Origin of the sequence: Burkholderia sp. AU30198 (assembly GCF_020419825.1) — a bacterium.
GTDB lineage: Bacteria > Pseudomonadota > Gammaproteobacteria > Burkholderiales > Burkholderiaceae > Burkholderia.
The window spans coordinates 229,733-248,706 of the sequence record NZ_JAIZSA010000013.1; the positions used below are offsets into that span (position 1 = coordinate 229,733).

The following is an 18,974-nucleotide window of genomic DNA, read 5'->3' on the forward strand; positions in this document are numbered from 1 at the left end:
GCACCAGCAATGTGCGGTGCCGCCGGGTATACGGTCCGGCGGTTGCCGATTTGGCTTCAACCTCTAATCGACTTTCAGCGACATGGAAAACACGCAAGAGAACCCGGCTACCCAATCGGCCGAAGATATCGGCAGCGAGAAGCAGGCGGCGCAAGGCGCTGCTCCCGCCGCCGAAGCAGCCGACGCGGCGCTCGCGGAGGCTCAAGCCAAGGTCGCCGAGCTGCAGGAGAGCTTCCTGCGGGCGAAGGCCGAGACCGAGAACGTCCGCCGTCGCGCGCAGGACGACGTCTCGAAGGCGCACAAGTTTGCGATCGAGAGCTTCGCGGAGCACCTGCTGCCCGTGCTGGACAGCCTGGAAGCAGCCGTCAGCGATACGTCCGGCGACATCACGAAGGTGCGCGAAGGTGTCGAACTGACACTGCGCCAGCTGACGAGCGCGCTCGAGAAGGGCCGCGTCGTCGCGCTGAACCCGGTCGGCGAGAAATTCGATCCGCATCAGCACCAGGCGATTTCGATGGTACCGGCCGATCAGGAGCCGAACACCGTCGTTGCAGTGCTGCAAAAGGGCTATACGATCGCCGACCGCGTGCTGCGTCCGGCGCTCGTCACCGTCGCGCAGCCGAAGTAAGGCCGTCGCAATGGTGCCTGCCGGCGTCGATCCGGCCGCGTTCGACGCGTTTGACATGCAGGCGGTGGACGCCGGCACGTTCGACGCGGCGATCGACGGCGCGGGCAATGCACTTGCGGTGGTGTTCTTCTGGGGCGTCGACTGCTTCAACTGCGAGATCGCGAAGAAGGCGATGCTCGCCCAGCCCGACGCGATCCGCGCACTGGGCCTGAAGTGGTTCCATTGCAACGTGTACGAACACCACCAGTTGGGGCGCCGCTTCGGGCTGCACGGCGTGCCGACGTGGTTCTTCTTCCACCGCGGCAAGCGGCTGGGCCGCGCGACGGGCTGGCATGGCCTCGCGCAGTTCCAGGCCGCAGTGTCGGCGGCGCGCGCGAAGATCGCTGCGGCGACGGGCAATCCGGCGGGCAGCGATCCGCCGGGCGGCGATCCGCCGGGCGGCGATCCGCTAGCCGGCAGCGATTGAAAAAATTTAATATCCGCATCGCTCGTCGGGTCTTGAAAACGGACCGGACGGACGCATTTCGGGAACAGAGTTGAATTCTGGCGCGCGAAACCGCCCCAAAACGCGGGGTTTTGCGCAGCAAACAAGCATTTCTGGAGATTAGGAAAAATGGGAAAGATCATCGGTATTGACCTCGGCACCACGAACTCGTGCGTCGCCATCATGGAAGGCAACCAGGTCAAGGTCATCGAGAACTCGGAAGGCACGCGCACCACGCCGTCGATCATCGCCTACATGGACGACAACGAAGTGCTCGTCGGCGCGCCGGCCAAGCGTCAGTCGGTGACCAACCCGAAGAACACGCTGTTCGCGGTGAAGCGCCTGATCGGCCGCCGCTTCGAAGAGAAGGAAGTCCAGAAGGACATCGGCCTGATGCCGTACACCATCGTCAAGGCCGACAACGGCGACGCATGGGTCGAAGCACATGGCGAAAAGCTCGCGCCGCCGCAGGTTTCGGCGGAAGTGCTGCGCAAGATGAAGAAGACGGCCGAAGACTACCTCGGCGAGCCGGTCACGGAAGCCGTGATCACGGTGCCGGCGTACTTCAACGACAGCCAGCGCCAGGCAACCAAGGACGCGGGCCGTATCGCGGGCCTCGAAGTCAAGCGGATCATCAACGAGCCGACCGCAGCCGCGCTCGCGTTCGGCCTCGACAAGGTCGAGAAGGGCGACCGCAAGATAGCCGTGTATGACCTCGGCGGCGGTACGTTCGACGTGTCGATCATCGAAATCGCGGACGTCGACGGCGAAATGCAGTTCGAAGTGCTGTCGACCAACGGCGACACGTTCCTCGGCGGCGAGGACTTCGACCAGCGCATCATCGATTACATCATCGGCGAGTTCAAGAAGGAGCAGGGCGTCGACCTGTCGAAGGACGTGCTCGCGCTGCAGCGCCTGAAGGAAGCCGCTGAAAAGGCGAAGATCGAGCTGTCGTCGAGCCAGCAGACCGAAATCAACCTGCCGTACATCACGGCAGACGCGTCGGGCCCGAAGCACTTGAACCTGAAGATCACCCGCGCGAAGCTGGAAGCGCTGGTGGAAGACCTCGTCGAGCGTACGATCGAACCGTGCCGCATCGCGATCAAGGACGCAGGCGTCAAGGTGTCGGACATCGACGACGTGATCCTGGTCGGCGGCCAGACGCGTATGCCGAAGGTGCTGGAGAAGGTGAAGGAATTCTTCGGCAAGGATCCGCGCCGTGACGTGAACCCGGACGAAGCTGTCGCGGTTGGCGCGGCGATCCAGGGCCAGGTCCTGTCGGGCGACCGCAAGGACGTGCTGCTGCTCGACGTGACCCCGCTGTCGCTCGGCATCGAGACGCTCGGCGGCGTGATGACGAAGATGATCAGCAAGAACACGACGATCCCGACGAAGCACGCCCAGGTGTACTCGACGGCGGACGACAACCAGGGCGCCGTGACGATCAAGGTGTTCCAGGGCGAACGCGAAATGGCAGCCGGCAACAAGCTGCTCGGCGAGTTCAACCTCGAAGGCATCCCGCCGGCACCGCGCGGCGTGCCGCAGATCGAAGTGACCTTCGACATCGACGCGAACGGCATCCTGCACGTCGGCGCGAAGGACAAGGCGACCGGCAAGGAAAACAAGATCACGATCAAGGCGAACTCGGGTCTGTCCGAGGCTGAAATCGACCAGATGATCAAGGACGCGGAAGCGAACGCAGCGGAAGATCACAAGCTGCGCGAGCTGGCCGATTCGCGCAACCAGGGCGACGCGCTGGTCCACAGCACGAAGAAGGCGCTGACCGAGTACGGCGACAAGCTGGACGCGGGCGAGAAGGAAGCCATCGAAGCGTCGCTGAAGTCGCTCGAGGAAGTGCTGAAGGACGCGTCGGCTGACAAGGCTGCGATCGACGCGAAGGTCGAGGAGCTCGGCAAGGTTTCGCAGAAGCTCGGCGAAAAGATGTACGCCGACATGCAGGCCCAGCAAGCAGGTGCGGCCGGCGCAGCGGGTGCAGCGGAAGGCGCGGCCCATGCAGGCGGCGCGCAACAGGCTGCCGACGATGTCGTCGACGCCGAGTTCAAGGAAGTGAAGAAGGACTAAGCCGGGTTGCCCCGGTGCCGCACGCCGCGCGCGCAACCCGCGCGCGGCGCGGCTGACGGGTTGGCTGACAAGCGGTCTGTCTTTCCTTCCGGATGGCCGGATCGACTCCACGCCTGGCGGGCTTCGCGGCCCTCCGGGCACATTTGTTTTTTGGCGGGCGCTGCGTGACCGTCCCGAACGGGCCGGAGCCAGACGCGTCGAGAGACTTTACTGCGAGCGAAAGGAGCCGCCGCGTGCATGAGGCGCGGACGGCACAGTGAATCGATATGGCGAAACGGGATTACTACGAGGTTCTGGGCGTCGCAAAGAATGCGAGCGACGACGAAATCAAGAAGGCGTATCGCAAGCTTGCGATGAAGTATCACCCTGACCGCAATCCGGACAACAAGGATGCGGAAGAGCATTTCAAGGAGGTGAAGGAAGCCTATGAAATGCTGTCGGACGGCCAGAAGCGGGCAGCGTACGACCAGTACGGCCACGCGGGCGTCGATCCGAACATGGGCGGTGCGGGCGCACAGGGCTTCGGCGGCTTCGCGGACGCGTTCGGCGACATCTTCGGCGACATCTTCGGCCAGGCCGCGGGCGGTGCCGCGCGCGGCGGCCGCGGCGGCCCGCAGGTGTATCGCGGCGCCGACCTGCGCTACAGCATGGAAATCACGCTCGAGCAGGCCGCACACGGCTACGACACGCAGATCCGCGTGCCGAGCTGGGTATCGTGCGAGGTCTGCCACGGCTCGGGCGCGAAGCCCGGCACGAAGCCGGAAACCTGCCCGACCTGTCACGGCCAGGGCACGGTGCGCATGTCGCAAGGCTTCTTCAGCATCCAGCAGACCTGCCCGAAATGCCATGGCACGGGCACCTACATCCCCGAGCCGTGCGTGCATTGCCACGGGTCGGGCAAGGTGAAGGAAACCAAGACGCTCGAAGTGAAGATCCCGGCCGGGATCGACGACGGCATGCGGATCCGCTCGGCCGGCAACGGCGAGCCGGGCATCAACGGCGGGCCGCCGGGCGACCTGTACGTCGAGATCCACATCAAGCCGCACTCGGTGTTCGAGCGCGACGGCGACGATCTCCACTGCCAGATGCCGATCCCGTTCACGACCGCCGCACTCGGCGGCGAGATCGAGGTGCCGACGCTGGCCGGTCGTGCATCGTTCCCGGTGCCGGAAGGCACGCAGTCGGGCAAGACGTTCCGCCTGCGCGGCAAGGGCATCAAGGGGCTGCGTTCGAGCATCGCGGGCGATCTGTACGTTCACGTGCAGGTCGAGACGCCGGTGAAGCTGACCGACAACCAGCGCGATCTGCTCAAGCAGTTCGAGAAATCGCTGGCCGAGGGCGGCGCGCGTCACAGCCCGCAGAGCAAGAGCTGGTTCGATCGTGTGAAGAGCTTCTTCGAGTAACGCGAGTAACAGCATGACTGAAGGCAACGAGAGCGCGTCGTTCGCGCTCTTGGACGATTGCGACTCGACCGCGCTCGCGCGGTCGAGTCGTTTGTATTCGGGGTTCGTGCGCGAACGTGTGTGCACGGATCCGGCTCGGCTCGACGAGGTCGATGCGGCGGTGGCGCAGGATCTGCGCGACGGGCTGCATGCGGTCGTTGTCGGCGATTACGAATTCGGACGCAACCTGCAACGAGCGCAGCCGGGCCATGCCCCGCTGCGCTTTTTGCTGTATACGCGCTGCGAGCGCCTGTCGCGCGACGAAGTCGACGCGTGGCTCGCGCAGCAGGACGGCGGCGCAACGCCGTCGATCGCGGGCGTCGCGCATGTCGAAAAGAGCGTGTCGCGCGATGCGTTCGACACGGCGATCGCCGCGGTGCACGACGCGCTGCGCGCGGGCGATTCGTATCAGGTCAACTACACGTACCGGCTGAACTTCGACGTGTTCGGCACGCCGCTCGCGCTGTACCGGCGGCTGCGGGCGCGCCAGCCGGTGCGCTACGGCGCGCTGATCGCGTTGCCCGACGGGGCGTGGGTCGTGTCGTGCTCGCCCGAGCTGTTCGTCGAGAAGCACGGCGACGTGCTGCGCGCGCGGCCGATGAAGGGCACGGCACCGCGTTCGGCCGATCCTCGCGACGATGCGGCAGCGGCCACGTTCCTCGCGAACGATCCGAAGAACCGCGCGGAAAACGTGATGATCGTCGACCTGCTGCGCAATGACGTGTCGCGGATTGCACGCACCGGGACGGTTCGCGTGCCGGCGCTGTTCTCCGTCGAGCCGTATGCGTCCGTGTGGCAGATGACGTCGACGGTCGAGGCCGGCTGGCGCGACGGGACGACGTTCGCGCAGATGCTGCGTGCGCTGTTCCCGTGCGGATCGATCACGGGGGCGCCGAAGCACAAGACGATGCAGCTGATCGATGCGATCGAATCGACGCCGCGCGGGCTCTACACGGGCGCGATAGGCTGGCTCGACGCTGCGAAGCAAGGCGCGGATTCCGAAGCGCCGGGCGATCGCCTGGCCGGCTGTGGCGATTTCTGCCTGTCGGTGGCGATCCGTACGTTGACACTCGACGCAGCCGGCGAAGGTGATGACAGCGACGGTGCGGCCGGTGCCGACGCGCACCGTCCGGCAACGGCAGCCGCCGGCCGGCGCCGCGGCACGATGGGCGTCGGTGCGGGCATCGTGCTCGACAGCGTCGCGGCCGACGAATATGCGGAGTGCGAATTGAAAGCGCGATTCCTGACGGACGCCGATCCCGGCTTCCAGCTGTTCGAAACGACCGCCGCCACGCGTGCGGACGGCATCCGGCATCTCGATCGCCATCTCGCGCGGCTGCAGCGTAGCGCGGATGCGTTCGGTTTCCACTTCGACGCCGATGCGTTGCGTCGCGAGATCGACGCGCGCTGCGCGGCGCTCGACGGCGACGGCGCTTACCGGATGAAGCTCGCGCTCGCGAAGGACGGCACGATCGAGATCGTCTCGGCACCGCTCAAGCCGCTGTCGGCAGGGCCGGTCGGCGTGCTGCTGGCGTCCGCGCACGGCTTCGCACCGACCCGTGCGAGCGATGCGCTGCTGCTGCACAAGACCACACGCCGCGCCGAATACGATCGCGCGTGGCAGGCCGCGGAGGCGCTTGGCGGTTTCGACATGCTGTTCGTCAACGAGCGCGGCGAGGTGACGGAAGGCGGGCGCTCGAACCTGTTCGTGAAGCTCGACGGTCAGTGGGTGACGCCGCCGCTCGAGTCTGGCGTGCTGCCGGGCGTGATGCGCGGCGTGCTGCTCGACGATCGTGCGTTCGGCGCGACGGAACGGATCGTGACCCGCGACGATCTCGCGCGTGCGGAGGCGCTGTTGCTGACCAACGCGCTGCGTGGCGCGCTCGACGCGGTACTGAAGTAACCGGCCGACAACCAACTGCAGCCGGCAGCGTGTGAAAGAAAAAGCGCGGCGCCCCGCAAAGGGCGCCGCGCTTTTTTCATCGAGGAGCCGGCGAACGCATCGCCGGCCCCGTGACGGACGTCAGAACGAATGCTCGGGGCCGGGGAACGAACCGTCCTTGACCGCGCGCACGTACGCTTCGACGGCCGCCTGGATGTTCGGCTCGCCCTGCATGAAATCCTTCACGAAGCGCGGCTGCTTGCCGGGGAACACGCCGAGCATGTCGTGCAGCACGAGCACCTGGCCCGAGCAGTCGGCGCCTGCACCGATGCCGATCGTCGGCACGCGCAGCATCTGCGTGACTTCGGACCCGATCAGCGTCGGCACGGCTTCGAGCAGGACGACCTGCGCACCGGCCGCCTCGACCGCACGCGCGTCGCGCAGCAGTTGCGCGGCACCGGCTTCGGTCTTGGCCTGCACCTTGAAGCCGCCGAACGCGTGCACCGACTGCGGCGTAAGGCCGACGTGCGCGCACACGGGCACCGCACGCTCGACGAGGAAGCGGATCGTCTCGGTGAGCCATTCACCGCCTTCGAGCTTGACCATCTGCGCACCGGCGCGCATCAGCTTGACGCTGCTTGCGAATGCCTCGGCTGGCGTGCCGTATGTGCCGAACGGCAGGTCGGCCATGATCAGCGCGCGCGGCTGCGCGCGGGCGACGCAGGCGGTGTGATACGCGATGTCGTCGAGCGACACGGGCAGCGTGGTCGTATGGCCCTGCAGCACGTTGCCGAGCGAATCGCCGATCAGCAGCACGTCGACGCCCGAACGGTCGAGCAGTGCGGAAAAGCTCGCGTCGTAGCAGGTGAGCATCGCGATCTTCTCGCCGGCGTCGCGCATTGCCTGCAGCTTGGGCACCGTGACGGCAGGCCGGCTCGATTCCTGGAGATAGGTCATGGGAAATCCGGTTCGAATGGGTAAGGAACGACAGGCGAGGACGCGTCAGCGCGTCGTCTCGCCCTTGACGAAGAACTCCTTGCGGCCGCGCATCGTCTCGATGCGCTCGACCAGCAGGGCGAGATCTTCGGGGGAGTCCAGCGGGTTCAGGTGTTCCGCGGCGACCGTCAGCACCGGCGTGCGGTCGTAGTGGTAGAAGAATTCGTTGTACGCGTCGACGAGCGAGCGCAGGTACGCATCGCTGATCTGCAGCTCCATCGGCAGCCCGCGCTTCTGGATCCGCGAGAACAGCACTTCGGGGCTCGCCTGCAGGTAGACGACGAGGTCGGGCGACGGCGCCTGCGGCACGTCCACGTGCGTCGCGACCGAGCGGTAGAGCTGCCATTCGTCTTCCGGCAGGTTCAGCCGCGCGAAGATGTCGTTCTTCTGCGGCATGAAATCGGCGATGACCGGGCGGCCCGTTTCGAGCGCGCCGATCAGCTCGCGCGCCTGCTGCGCGCGCTGCAGCGCGAACGACAGCTGCACGGGCAGCGCGTAGCGCGCGGTGTCGCGGTAGAAGCGTTCGAGGAACGGGTTGTCCTGCGGGCGCTCGAGCAGCGTCTGCATTGACCAGCGTTCCGCGAGCAGGCGCGCGAGCGTCGTCTTGCCGACGCCGATCGGGCCTTCGATCACGAGATAGCGGTGCGGGGCGCGCAGGTCGGGCGCGGTGACGGTGAGGGGAGTCGGGGTCATCGGCAGCGGTTCTTGTCGGCGTCTTCGCTGGCAGCGAGCGCCTTCTGCATCAGGCACTGGCAGGTCTGCACCTTCTCGACGCGCTGATCCGCGACGGCGGCGAGGAAGGCATCGGCACGGCCGCGCGCGGGGATGTCGAGCGCCGGCTCGATCTCGACGAGCGGCACGAGCGCGAACGCACGGTCGGTGAGACGTGGGTGAGGGACGATCAGGTCGGGTTCGTCGATCGAGTCGGCGCCGAACAGCAGGATGTCGAGATCGAGCGTGCGCGGCGCGTTGCGATACGGGCGCTCGCGGCCGAAGTGATGTTCGATCTTCTGGCAAAGCGCGAGCAGCTCGCGGGCCGACAGCGTCGTGTCGAGCTTGACGACGCAGTTGTAGTAGTCGTCGCCGCCCGCTTCGAACGGCGCCGTGCGATACAGGCTCGATTTGCCGAGGATCGAGATGGTGCGCTGCTGCGCGAGGCACACCACCGCGTCCTTCAGGGTCTGGCGCGCATCGCCGAGATTCGCCCCCAGTCCGATATATGCAACCGTCATGGCATCACTTCCTACGTCGTTCGCCGGCGAGCGCGTCAGTCGTCGGAACCGTCCGAGGTGTCCGGTGCCTGCTCGGCGGCACCTTCACCCTGGTTGCGGTTTCGCGCGCCGCCGCGGCGGCGCCGCTTGCGGGGCGATTTTTCCTTCGAGCCGCCTTGCGTGAGCAATGCCTCGCGAGCGGCCGCGTCGCCTTCGATGAAATCCGTCCACCACTGTCCGACTTCCGCATCGAGCTCGCCGGATTCGCAGCGTAACAGGAGGAAATCATACCCCGCTCTAAACCTTTGGTGTTCCAGCAGCCGCATCGCGCTGCGGCCCGAGCGTTTCTCGAGGCGCAACTGCAGGCCCCAGATCTCGCGCATGTCGGCCGAAAAACGCTTGTGGATCGCGAGTTTCTCGGTCTGCATGTCGAGCACGTCGTCCATCGCGCGATGGAGCGCCGGCACCGGGATTTCGCCTTCGGCCGTGTATTGCTCGAAGCGCTGGCGCATGTCGTGCCACAGCAGCGTCGCGAACAGGAAGCCCGGCGAGACCGGCTTGCCGGCGCGCACGCGTGCGTCGGTGTTGTTCAGCGCGAGCGTGATGAACTTCTCGCCCTGCGGCTGTTCGAGCACGACGTCGAGGAGCGGCAGCAGCCCGTGGTGCAGGCCTTCCTTGCGCAACTGCTTCAGGCATGCGAGCGCGTGGCCCGACAGCAGCAGCTTCAGCATTTCGTCGAACAGGCGCGCCGCGGGCACGTTGTTGATCAGGTCGGCGAGTGCGTTGATCGGCTCGCGCGTATGCGGCTCGATCTCGAAACCGAGCTTCGCCGCAAAGCGCACGACGCGCAGCATCCGCACCGGATCCTCGCGGAAGCGCGTGGCCGGATCGCCGATCATCCGCAACAGGCGGGCGCGCATGTCGGCCATCCCGTCGTGGTAGTCGAGCACCGTCTGCGTCGACGGGTCGTAGTACATCGCGTTGATCGTGAAGTCGCGGCGCGCGGCATCTTCGTGCTGCTCGCCCCACACGTTGTCGCGCAGCACGCGGCCGCTCGCGTCGACCGCGTGCGTGCGGCGATCGAGTTCGTCGCGCTTCAGGCGCTTCGGCGGCTCCGAGGCGGGCGCCTCGGGCGGCGCATCGACCAGCGCGCGGAACGTCGACACCTCGATCAGCTCCTGGCCGAACTGCACGTGGACGATCTGGAAACGGCGGCCGATCAGGCGCGCGCGGCGGAACAGGCGCTGCACTTCGGTCGGCGTTGCGTCGGTCGCGACGTCGAAGTCCTTCGGCGCGATGCCGAGCAGCAGGTCGCGTACCGCACCGCCGACGATGAATGCACGGAAGCCCGCCTGCTGCAGCGTGTCGGTCACGCGCACGGCATTCTTCGAGATCAGCGCCGGGTTGATGCCGTGCACGCTGGCCGGCACGACGGTCGGTTCATGGTTGCTGCGCGGTTTCTTCGCGCCGCCGCCACGGGCGCCCTTCGGGGCGCGCGGGGTAGCAGGGGCCGCTTCGTCGGCCGGGGCCGTTGCGGGAGACGTTTGCTCGGTTTCGTCCTGACCGAGCAGCTTGCGGATGAATTTTTTGATCACGACGTTCAGAAGAGATCGAGGATGCGCCAGCCGCGGTTGCTTGCATGCGCACGCAGCGTGTCGTCAGGGTTGGTCGCGATCGGGTCGGTGACTTTCTCGAGCAACGGAATGTCGTTGTGCGAGTCGCTGTAGAAATAGGTGTGCGTGAAATCGCTCCATTGCTTGCCGAGCGACGCGAGCCACGCTTCGGTTCGCACGATCTTGCCTTCGCGATAGCTCGGCGTGCCGGTCGGCCGGCCCGTGTACGGCGAATCGGGATGCCCGTCGGTCGTTTCGGCCTCGCAGGCGATCAGCGTGTCGACGCCGAACGCGGTGGCGATCGGGCGCGTGATGAATTCGTTGGTCGCCGTCACGACGCAGCACAGGTCGCCCGCATCGAGATGCTTGCGCACGAGCTCGAGCGCGGCGGGTGTCATGGCGGGCCGGATCACCTCGTGCATGTACTGCTCGTGCCATTGCGCGAGCTGCGCGCGCGAATACTTCGCGAGCGGCGTGAGCATCGCCGTGAGGTACGCGTGGATGTCGAGCTGGCCGGCCTTGTAGTCGGCGAAGAACTGATCGTTCTGACGCGAGAAGCTTTCCGCGTCGACGATGCCGAGCTTCACCATGAAGCGGCCCCATTCGTGGTCGCTATCGGTCGGGATCAGCGTGTGATCGAGGTCAAAGAGTGCCAGATTAGTCATGGAAGCGCATTTTACTCGAAGCGGTTCGGGCTCGTGCCCGGTGGTGTGATGTCGTCGCCGGGACGCGCCAGCATGCGGCGCAGCAACGGCAGCGTGACGGCGCGTTTCTGCTCGAGCGAAAAGCGGTCGAGCGCGTCGAGCAGTGCCATCAGGCTAGGCATGTCGCGGCGGAAATGGGTCAGCAGGTAGGCGGCGATGTCGTCGGTGAGCGCGATCCCGCGCTCCTTCGCCGCGAGCTTGAGCACGGCGATCTTGCCGGCGTCGGACGGCGGCGACAGGTGGAACACGAGCCCCCAGCCGAGGCGCGTGCGGAGATCCTCGCGCACGTCGAGCGCGAGCGGCGCCGCGGGGCCGGCCGCGACGAACGCGCTCGACGGGTGCGCGCGCACTTCGTTGAACAGGTTGAACAGCGCGACCTGCTGCGCGTCGCTCATCCGGTCGCAGTCGTCGATCGCGTAGATGCCGATGCGCGGGTCGAACGTGAACGCGCCGAGCGGGCTTTGCGGCGTCAGGTAGCGCGCATAGCCGTACGACGCGTCGCTCACGAGCGCCTGCAGCAGATGGGTGCGGCCGCAGCCGGGCTCGCCCCAGATGTAGAACGATCGATCCGGCACGGGGCCCGCCGCGAGCGCGAGGTCGAGCTTCTGCAGGCGCGAGATGAGCTCGTCGTTCTCCTCGTTCATGATGAAGTTGTCGAACGTGGCGGGCGGCGGCGTGCCGAGATCGAGCGTCAGTTGACGGGACACAACAGTCACAATGCGGGTCGGTTGAAAATACGCGTGCCGTACGCCGGGCACGCGCCGGGAACTGCGCCTTCATGGGCTTCACGCGCGCCCGCACGCGCGGCGCCACGCCGGTTTCGGCGCGGTTCGCTCGGCGATGAAAACGGGGACGTGTTGACCAAGATGCAATCCCTGACGATTCGATGCTGGGAATTCCGGCCAACGGGCCGGCTTCGGGTAAAATCGCATTTTACCGACCTTCTCGCATTCCCCCATGAATCCTCCGAAATCCGCTCCTGACGCTCAGGGTCTGTCCTATCGCGACGCAGGTGTCGACATCGACGCGGGCGACGCGCTCATCGACAAGATCAAGCCTTTTGCGAAGAAAACCCTGCGCGACGGCGTGCTCGGCGGCATCGGCGGGTTCGGCGCGCTGTTCGAAGTACCGAAGAAGTACAAGGAGCCCGTGCTCGTGTCGGGCACCGACGGCGTGGGCACCAAGCTCAAGCTGGCGTTTCATCTGAACAAACACGACACCGTCGGCCAGGATCTCGTCGCGATGAGCGTGAACGACATCCTCGTGCAGGGCGCCGAGCCGCTGTTCTTCCTCGACTACTTCGCGTGCGGCAAGCTCGACGTCGACACCGCTGCAACGGTCGTCAAGGGCATCGCGCAGGGTTGCGAACTGTCGGGCTGCGCGCTGATCGGCGGTGAAACGGCCGAAATGCCGGGCATGTACCCGGACGGCGAATACGACCTGGCCGGCTTCGCGGTCGGCGCGGTCGAGAAGAGCAAGATCATCGACGGCAGCACGATCGCCGAAGGCGACGTGGTGCTGGGCCTCGCATCGAGCGGCATCCACTCGAACGGCTTCTCGCTCGTGCGCAAGATCATCGAGCGCGCGAACCCCGACCTGTCGGCCGATTTCCACGGCCGCTCGCTGGCCGACGCGCTGATGGCGCCGACCCGCATCTACGTGAAGCCGCTGCTCGCGCTGATGCAGAAGCTGTCGGTGAAGGGCATGGCGCACATCACGGGCGGTGGTCTCGTCGAGAACATTCCGCGCGTGCTGCGTGAAGGCCTCACCGCCGAGCTCGACCAGAACGCATGGCCGCTGCCGCCGCTGTTCAAGTGGCTGCAGGAGCACGGCGGCGTCGCCGATGCGGAAATGCACCGCGTGTTCAACTGCGGCATTGGCATGGCCGTGATCGTGTCGGCGGCCGATGCCGACGCAGCGATCGCCGACCTGACCGCCGCCGGCGAACAGGTGTGGAAGATCGGCACCGTGCGTGCGACCCGCGAAGGCGAGGCGCAGACGGTCGTGGTCTGACGCACTGCCTGCAGCAGATGCAGCAAGGAAAGCCGCCCGGAGTCGATCCGGGCGGCTTTTTTCATGCCGACGGGCGCGGTGAGCCCGAGTTCGCGGCGCGCGCACCGGCCAGCAACGGCGGGATGAGCAGATAAAGCAGCGCGGCTGCGGCCCAGACGAGCCCTGGCCACGTCGCGCGTGTCGCCGCATAGGTCGCGGTGACGACTAGCGGCCCCGCGACGCCGATCAGGCTCGCCACGCTCGCGAGCGAGCCTTGCAGTTCACCCTGGCGCGCATCGTCGACCTGCCGCGCGAGCATCGCCTGCAGTGCCGGCAGCGTCATGCCGCCAGCCGCGAACAGCGGCAGCAGCGCGAACGGCACCCACGCGGCGGTCGCGAACGCAATCGCCGCGAGCCCGAGCGCGTCGCCCGCGAGGCCCAGTGCGAGTGCGCGGCGCTCGCCGAGCCGCGCGATCAGCGGCCCGATCGCGAATGCCTGCGCGAGTGCGTGACACGCGCCGTAGCCCGCCAGCGACAGCCCCGCGATCGGTGTCGACCAGCCGAAATGTTCCTGGCCGTACAGGATCCAGAGCGTCGCGGGTGCCTGCGACACCAGCGCCACGATCACGTAAATGCCGATCAGCGGCACGAGCGCCGGTGCGCCGCTCAGCCGGCGCAGGCTGGCGAACGGGTTGAGCGCGCCGACCGCATGGCCTTCGCGGGCCGAGCGCGGCCGCGATTCCGGCAGCGCGCGCCAGACGAACACGAGATTGAGCGCGTTGAGCGCGGCGGCCGCGACGAACGGCGCGCGCACATGCAGCGCGCCGAGCAGGCCGCCGATCAACGGGCCCGCGATGAAGCCGATGCCCATCATCGCGCCGAGCTGGCCGAAGCGGCGTGCACGGTCGGGTTCGGTGGTGACGTCGGTCATGTACACAGTCGCGACCGCGACGTTCGCGCCGGTGATGCCCGCGATCAGCCGCCCGACGTAAAGCCAGGCGAGCGTCGGCGCGAGCGCCATCAGCAGGTAGTCGAGCGCCGCGCCCGCGAGCGAGACGAGCAGGACGGGCCGGCGGCCGAAGCGGTCGCTCAGCGCGCCGAGCAGCGGGGCGCACAGGAACTGCGCGAACGCGTACAGCGCGAGCAGGATCCCGTAGTGGGTGTCGGTGCTGCCTGCGTCGGCGAGAGCGCGCAGCAGCCCGGGCAGGATCGGCATCACGATCCCGACGCCGATTGCGTCGAGCAGGACCGTGGCCAGGATGGCAATCAGGGACGGATTCAAGAGCGTGACTCTATCGGTGATAGAGTGGCGATTATTCCACAGCTTTCCCTATCGGTGATAGAGATGAAGGACACAGGGGCGCGGTTGACGCGCGACACGGTATTGCGCGCGGCGCTCGAACTGCTCGACGAAGTCGGCATCGACGGGCTGTCGACGCGGAAGCTCGCCGAGCGGCTTGGCGTGCAGTCACCGACGCTTTACTGGCATTTCCGGAACAAGGCCGAACTGCTCGACGCGATGGCCGAGGCGATCATGCTCGAGCGTCACGATGCGTCGCTGCCGCGGCCGGGCGAAGCATGGGACGTGTGGCTGGTCGACAACGCGCGCAGTTTCCGTCGCGCGCTGCTGGCGTATCGCGACGGCGCGCGCCTGCATGCCGGCACGCGGCCGCGCGCGCTGCATTTCAGCTCGATCGAGCGCAAGGTCGCGCTGCTCGGCGACGCGGGTTTCGCCCCGGACGAAGCGATCGACGTGATGTATGCGCTGGGCCGCTTCGTGGTGGGCTGGGTGCTGGAAGAGCAGGCGGAACCGGGCGGCGACGCCGATGCACCGCTGCCGGACGCGGCCGAGTACCCGCTGCTCGCAAAGGGCTGGGGCGCGCTGCGCGCGCGTAGCGGCGACGAAACGTTCGAGCGTGGCGTCGCATTGATCGTCGACGGCGCCCGCGCGCGTCTCGCCGCGCGCGAGCGTGGCTGACGCGGTCAGGCCGGCGTGTTGCCGTCGAGCACGCGTTCGAGCGCGTCGAGTGCGCGGGCCGTCGAGTCCGGCGCGATGCAGTCGACGACGATCCGCTCCGGCATCGCGCGTAGCCAGGTGATCTGGCGCTTGCAGAGCTGGCGCGTCGCGAATATGCCCTTGTCGCGCATCGTCCGGTAGTCGGTGTCGCCGTCGAGGAATTCCCACGCCTGCCGGTAGCCGACGCAGCGCATCGACGGCAAGTCGGGATGGAGATCTTCGCGACGGCGCAGCCGCTCGACTTCGTCGATGAAACCCGCATCGAGCATCGCGTCGAAGCGCTGCGCAATGCGTGCGTGCAGTACCGAGCGATCCGACGGTTCGAGCGCGACCGGCACGAAGCGGTAAGCGGCAGCCGCATCGTCGGTGCGCCGCGGCGCGGCGAGCAGCACCGACATCGGCTGCCCGCTCAGCATGAACACTTCGAGCGCCCGCTGGATCCGTTGCGAATCGTTCGGCGCGAGCCGCGCGGCCGTATCGGGATCGACTTGCGCGAGCCGCGCGTGCAGCGCGGGCCAGCCATCGCGCGCGGCTTCGGCATCGAGTGTCGCGCGCACGTCCGGATCGGCGCCCGGCAGGTCGTTGAGCCCCTGCGTCAGCGCCTTGTAGTACAGCATCGTGCCGCCTGCGAGCAGCGGCGTGCGGCCGCGCGCGGCGATCTCGCCGATCAGGCGCAGCGTATCCGCGCGGAAACTCGCGGCGGAATACGCGTCGGCCGGATCGATGATGTCGATCAGGTGGTGCGGCACGCTCGCGCGCTCGTCGCGCGACGGCTTCGCGGTGCCGATATCCATGTCGCGGTAGACGAGCGCCGAATCGACGCTGACGATCTCGATCGGGCGGCGCGCGGCGAGCGCCAGCGCCGCGGCCGTCTTGCCCGATGCGGTGGGGCCGAGCAGGCAGGCGATCGTCGTCGGGCTGGAGTGCGGTGCCGCGCTCATTGGCCGCGCATGAAGAGGCGGTCGAGATCGTTCAGCGTGAGCTGATACCACGTCGGCCGGCCGTGATTGCACTGGTCCGCGCGTTCGGTCGCCTCCATCTGCCGCAGCAGCGCGTTCATCTCGTCGAGCGTCAGGCGCCGGTTCGCACGCACCGCGTGGTGGCAGGCGAGTGTGCCGAGCAGTTCGTGCTGACGCTCGGTGAGCACACGCGAGCCGCCGAACGCGTGCAGGTCGGCGAGCACCGCGCGCGCGAGCGACTGCAGGTCGGCATCCTTCAGCAGCGCCGGGACCGCGCGGATCGCGAGCGTCGTCGGCGACAGCACCGCCAGGTCGAAGCCGAGCGATTCGAGCGTGTCGCGTTCTTCCTCGACCGTGCCGATCTCGATCGGCGTGGCCGTCATCGAGATCGGCAGCAGCAGCGCCTGCACGGCGACCGAGCGGTCGGCAAGCGCGTTCTTGAACTGTTCGTACAGGATCCGCTCGTGGGCCGCGTGCATGTCGACGATCACGAGGCCGTGCGCATTTTGCGCAAGCACGTAAATGCCGTGGATCTGGCCGAGCGCGAAGCCGAGCGGCTGCTCGTCGTGCGCGGTGGCGGCGATCGGCGATGCGGTGAAGCCCGGCAGCGGTGCGAGCGGCGCGTCGGCCGAATCGCGGGCGACGGTCGTCGTGCCGTCCGGCGTGCCCGCGCCCGTGTCCTTGCGGCCGAACAGCGCGTCATAGAGCGCGAGCGGTTGCGCGACGGGCAGCGTGCCCTGGGTCATCCGTGCCTGGCGCATCCAGGTGTTGCCGGTCGATGAGGACGACGGCGACGAGAAGCCGCTGCCGCCGGTCGCGTGGCCCTGGCTCTGCCCGAGCGGTGTGTCGAGGAACGACGACGGCCCGCGCGGCGCCGGTTCGAGATGCGCGGCATGGCCACCCGCCGTGGTTTCCGGCGACGCGCCCGCGTGGCGCGCAAGCGCGCGCTGGACGGCATGGAACACATACTGGTGGATCGAGCGCGAATCGCGGAAGCGCACCTCGATCTTCGACGGGTGCACGTTCACGTCGACAGCTTCGGGCGGCAGGTCGAGGAACAGCACGTACGACGGGTAGCGGTCGCCGTGCAGCACGTCCTCGTAGGCCGCGCGCACCGCGTGCGTCAGCAGCTTGTCGCGCACGAAGCGGCCGTTGACGAAGAAATACTGCTGGTCGGCGCGCCCGCGGCTTGCGGTCGGCAGGCCGGCGCAGCCGTAGACCGCGAGCGGGCCGGCCTGCTCGTCGAGCGGCAGGTGCGCGGTTGCGAAGCTGTCGCCGAGGATCTTCGCGACGCGCTGCGCGGGCTCGGTCGCATTCCAGTGCTCGACCGCCTTGCCGTTGTGCAGCACCGAGATCGCGACGTCCGGCCGCGCGAGCGCCGCGCGGCGAATCATTTCCAGGCAGTGGCCGAACTCGGTCTGCTCGCTCTTCAGGAACTTGCGCCGCGCGGGCGTGTTGAAGTACAGCTCGCGGACCTCGATCGTCGTGCCGGTCGCGCCGGCGGCGGGCGACAGCACGCCCGTTTGCGCATCGATCTTCATCGCATGCGCGGCATCGGCCGTCCGGCTCGTGATCGACATCTCGGCGACCGATGCGATCGACGCGAGCGCTTCGCCGCGGAACCCGAGCGTGGCGACCGCCTCGAGCTCCTCGAGCGAGCGGATCTTGCTGGTGGCATGGCGCATCAGCGCGAGCGCAAGCTCGTCCGGCGGAATCCCGCAGCCGTCGTCGGTGATCGAGATGCGCTTGACGCCGCCTTCTTCGAGCACGATGCGCAGCGTCCTGGCGCCGGCGTCCATCGCGTTCTCGAGCAGCTCCTTGACGACCGACGCCGGGCGTTCGACGACCTCGCCGGCGGCGATCTGGCTGATCAGCTGGTCGGGCAGGGGCTGGATCGCGCGCAGCGGGCGCGGAGCGGGGGTGGGCGCGGCGCCCGCGGCCGTTTCGGTGATATCGGACATGGCCGAATTATAGCGAGGCGGCGAATGCGTGCCGGGGCGAGCGGCGGTTACGTTTTTTCACGGAGCCTTAAGGTAGTTTCGGTATCATGGGTTCGTTACACGCACCGCCTTGACCGGCGGGCGCGTCAGCCTTTTTCGGCCGTTCCGGCCCTTTCGCCATCGAGGAATCGCATTTGGATACGCTGCTTCATTTCGTCAACCTGGTCCTGCATATCGACGCCTTCCTCGGCGATTTCATCCGGCAGTACGGCGCATGGGTCTATCTCATGCTGTTCCTGATCGTGTTCTGCGAGACGGGGCTCGTCGTGTTCCCGTTCCTGCCCGGCGATTCGCTGCTGTTCATCGGCGGCGCGTTCGCGGCGACGGGTGAAATGAACGTCGGCGCGCTGATCGTGCTGCTGCTCGTCGCAGCGGTCACCGGCAACACCGTGAACTACCTGATCGGCCGCTGGGTCGGCCCGAAGGTGTTCAATACCCATATCCCGGTGCTCGAGCGCTTCCTCGATCGCGCCGCGCTGCAGAAAACCCACTCGTTCTACGACAAGCACGGCGGCAAGACGATCGTGCTCGCGCGCTTCATCCCGGTCGTGCGGACGTTCGCGCCGTTCGTTGCGGGTGCGTCGTCGATGAGCGTCGCGCGCTTCCAGTTGTTCAACGTGATCGGTGCGCTGGTGTGGGTGCTGCTGCTTGTGCTGCTCGGCTACTTCTTCGGCAATATCCCGTTCATCCGCCAGTATCTGAACGTGATCGTGCTGGCCGGGATCGGTGCGGCGGTCGTGCCGGTCGCACTCGGCGCGGTCTGGAAGCTCGTGCGCGGGCGGCAGTCGGACAACGCGCAGAAGACGGGCGGGCGTTGAGCGGAGCTTCGTTTTCGGTTGTCAAGTCCTGGAATAGGTTGACAGTGTTCACCCGCTAAACGCCCGATGCACCGCATCGGGCGTTTTGTATTTGAGGGCGGCATGTGGCCGCTCGCAGTTGTAGATGTTCACCGACTGTTCGACCA

17 protein-coding genes are annotated in these 18,974 nt (G+C 67.2%); 8 read left to right on the top strand and 9 right to left on the bottom strand.

Annotated elements, in window-relative coordinates:
* The first annotated feature begins 82 nt into the window (after nucleotides 1-82).
* From grpE to LGN19_RS26635, 5 genes are all read left to right on the top strand, one after another.
* Nucleotides 83-628 (top strand): nucleotide exchange factor GrpE, encoded by a 546-nt coding sequence (gene grpE, locus LGN19_RS26615; protein ID WP_122944536.1) that lies wholly within the window; start codon nucleotides 83-85, stop codon nucleotides 626-628.
* A 10-nt stretch (nucleotides 629-638) separates the two neighbouring features.
* Nucleotides 639-1,094 carry a thioredoxin family protein gene (locus LGN19_RS26620; RefSeq protein ID WP_226217980.1) on the top strand — a complete coding sequence of 152 codons (456 nt, stop codon included), beginning with the start codon at nucleotides 639-641 and terminating at the stop codon, nucleotides 1,092-1,094.
* Nucleotides 1,095-1,241: 147 nt separating this feature from the next.
* A complete protein-coding gene (gene dnaK, locus LGN19_RS26625) occupies nucleotides 1,242-3,194 on the top strand; it encodes a molecular chaperone DnaK (protein WP_122944538.1) in 1,953 nt (650 codons plus the stop codon).
* A gap of 266 nt (nucleotides 3,195-3,460) precedes the next feature.
* Nucleotides 3,461-4,597, top strand: a complete 1,137-nt coding sequence (gene dnaJ, locus LGN19_RS26630; protein WP_043189531.1) for a molecular chaperone DnaJ — start codon at nucleotides 3,461-3,463, stop codon at nucleotides 4,595-4,597.
* A gap of 13 nt (nucleotides 4,598-4,610) precedes the next feature.
* Entirely contained in the window at nucleotides 4,611-6,539 is a 1,929-nt protein-coding gene (locus tag LGN19_RS26635; RefSeq protein WP_226217982.1) for a chorismate-binding protein, read from the top strand.
* A gap of 120 nt (nucleotides 6,540-6,659) precedes the next feature.
* On the opposite strand, the gene panB is transcribed toward LGN19_RS26635, so the two are convergent.
* The 6 genes from panB to hda are packed head-to-tail and all read right to left on the bottom strand — an operon-like array spanning nucleotide 6,660 to nucleotide 11,749.
* Nucleotides 6,660-7,475, bottom strand: a complete 816-nt coding sequence (gene panB, locus LGN19_RS26640; RefSeq protein ID WP_226217984.1) for a 3-methyl-2-oxobutanoate hydroxymethyltransferase — start codon at nucleotides 7,473-7,475, stop codon at nucleotides 6,660-6,662.
* 45 nt (nucleotides 7,476-7,520) lie between these two features.
* On the bottom strand, nucleotides 7,521-8,207 hold the full coding sequence (locus tag LGN19_RS26645; protein WP_085041792.1) for a deoxynucleoside kinase: 687 nt from the start codon (nucleotides 8,205-8,207) through the stop codon (nucleotides 7,521-7,523).
* Nucleotides 8,204-8,746, bottom strand: a complete 543-nt coding sequence (folK, locus tag LGN19_RS26650) for a 2-amino-4-hydroxy-6-hydroxymethyldihydropteridine diphosphokinase (protein WP_043189526.1) — start codon at nucleotides 8,744-8,746, stop codon at nucleotides 8,204-8,206. Before folK ends, LGN19_RS26645 begins: the two co-directional genes overlap by 4 nt.
* A gap of 35 nt (nucleotides 8,747-8,781) precedes the next feature.
* On the bottom strand, nucleotides 8,782-10,320 hold the full coding sequence (gene pcnB / locus LGN19_RS26655) for a polynucleotide adenylyltransferase PcnB (protein ID WP_226217985.1): 1,539 nt from the start codon (nucleotides 10,318-10,320) through the stop codon (nucleotides 8,782-8,784).
* A 5-nt stretch (nucleotides 10,321-10,325) separates the two neighbouring features.
* A complete protein-coding gene (locus LGN19_RS26660) occupies nucleotides 10,326-11,003 on the bottom strand; it encodes an HAD family hydrolase (RefSeq protein WP_174956987.1) in 678 nt (225 codons plus the stop codon).
* An 11-nt stretch (nucleotides 11,004-11,014) separates the two neighbouring features.
* The gene (gene hda / locus LGN19_RS26665; protein ID WP_226217987.1) at nucleotides 11,015-11,749 is read right to left on the bottom strand and encodes a DnaA regulatory inactivator Hda; all 735 of its coding nucleotides are present in this window, start codon (nucleotides 11,747-11,749) and stop codon (nucleotides 11,015-11,017) included.
* Nucleotides 11,750-11,999: 250 nt separating this feature from the next.
* On the opposite strand from hda, the gene purM reads away from it, so the two are divergent.
* Nucleotides 12,000-13,055 carry a phosphoribosylformylglycinamidine cyclo-ligase gene (gene purM / locus LGN19_RS26670; RefSeq protein WP_006484927.1) on the top strand — a complete coding sequence of 352 codons (1,056 nt, stop codon included), beginning with the start codon at nucleotides 12,000-12,002 and terminating at the stop codon, nucleotides 13,053-13,055.
* 61 nt (nucleotides 13,056-13,116) lie between these two features.
* Here the strand turns inward: purM and tet are convergent, their stop codons facing one another.
* The gene (gene tet / locus LGN19_RS26675; RefSeq protein WP_226217989.1) at nucleotides 13,117-14,316 is read right to left on the bottom strand and encodes a Tet(A)/Tet(B)/Tet(C) family tetracycline efflux MFS transporter; all 1,200 of its coding nucleotides are present in this window, start codon (nucleotides 14,314-14,316) and stop codon (nucleotides 13,117-13,119) included.
* Nucleotides 14,317-14,379: 63 nt separating this feature from the next.
* Here tet and tetR point away from each other — a divergent pair, with 63 nt between their 5' ends.
* Nucleotides 14,380-15,012, top strand: a complete 633-nt coding sequence (tetR, locus tag LGN19_RS26680) for a tetracycline resistance transcriptional repressor TetR (protein WP_226217991.1) — start codon at nucleotides 14,380-14,382, stop codon at nucleotides 15,010-15,012.
* A 5-nt stretch (nucleotides 15,013-15,017) separates the two neighbouring features.
* Here tetR and miaA read toward each other — a convergent pair whose 3' ends face one another.
* Nucleotides 15,018-15,992: a tRNA (adenosine(37)-N6)-dimethylallyltransferase MiaA gene (gene miaA, locus LGN19_RS26685; RefSeq protein WP_174956989.1), complete on the bottom strand. Its 975-nt coding sequence runs from the start codon at nucleotides 15,990-15,992 to the stop codon at nucleotides 15,018-15,020.
* On the bottom strand, nucleotides 15,989-17,971 hold the full coding sequence (gene mutL / locus LGN19_RS26690) for a DNA mismatch repair endonuclease MutL (RefSeq protein WP_226217994.1): 1,983 nt from the start codon (nucleotides 17,969-17,971) through the stop codon (nucleotides 15,989-15,991). The genes miaA and mutL overlap by 4 nt, the downstream gene beginning before the upstream one ends.
* 173 nt (nucleotides 17,972-18,144) lie before the next feature.
* On the opposite strand from mutL, the gene LGN19_RS26695 reads away from it, so the two are divergent.
* On the top strand, nucleotides 18,145-18,828 hold the full coding sequence (locus LGN19_RS26695) for a DedA family protein (protein WP_043189505.1): 684 nt from the start codon (nucleotides 18,145-18,147) through the stop codon (nucleotides 18,826-18,828).
* Nucleotides 18,829-18,974 lie beyond the last annotated feature (146 nt).

Excerpts from the sequence above, each read along its gene's own strand:
- grpE (WP_122944536.1), top strand. The coding sequence starts at position 83 with ATGGAAAACACGCAAGAGAACCCGGCTACCCAATCGGCCGAAGATATC.
- LGN19_RS26620 (WP_226217980.1), top strand. The coding sequence starts at position 639 with ATGGTGCCTGCCGGCGTCGATCCGGCCGCGTTCGACGCGTTTGACATG.
- dnaK (WP_122944538.1), top strand. The coding sequence starts at position 1,242 with ATGGGAAAGATCATCGGTATTGACCTCGGCACCACGAACTCGTGCGTC.
- dnaJ (WP_043189531.1), top strand. The coding sequence starts at position 3,461 with ATGGCGAAACGGGATTACTACGAGGTTCTGGGCGTCGCAAAGAATGCG.
- LGN19_RS26635 (WP_226217982.1), top strand. The coding sequence starts at position 4,611 with ATGACTGAAGGCAACGAGAGCGCGTCGTTCGCGCTCTTGGACGATTGC.
- panB (WP_226217984.1), bottom strand. The coding sequence starts at position 7,475 with ATGACCTATCTCCAGGAATCGAGCCGGCCTGCCGTCACGGTGCCCAAG.
- LGN19_RS26645 (WP_085041792.1), bottom strand. The coding sequence starts at position 8,207 with ATGACCCCGACTCCCCTCACCGTCACCGCGCCCGACCTGCGCGCCCCG.
- folK (WP_043189526.1), bottom strand. The coding sequence starts at position 8,746 with ATGACGGTTGCATATATCGGACTGGGGGCGAATCTCGGCGATGCGCGC.
- LGN19_RS26660 (WP_174956987.1), bottom strand. The coding sequence starts at position 11,003 with ATGACTAATCTGGCACTCTTTGACCTCGATCACACGCTGATCCCGACC.
- purM (WP_006484927.1), top strand. The coding sequence starts at position 12,000 with ATGAATCCTCCGAAATCCGCTCCTGACGCTCAGGGTCTGTCCTATCGC.
- tetR (WP_226217991.1), top strand. The coding sequence starts at position 14,380 with ATGAAGGACACAGGGGCGCGGTTGACGCGCGACACGGTATTGCGCGCG.
- miaA (WP_174956989.1), bottom strand. The coding sequence starts at position 15,992 with ATGAGCGCGGCACCGCACTCCAGCCCGACGACGATCGCCTGCCTGCTC.
- mutL (WP_226217994.1), bottom strand. The coding sequence starts at position 17,971 with ATGTCCGATATCACCGAAACGGCCGCGGGCGCCGCGCCCACCCCCGCT.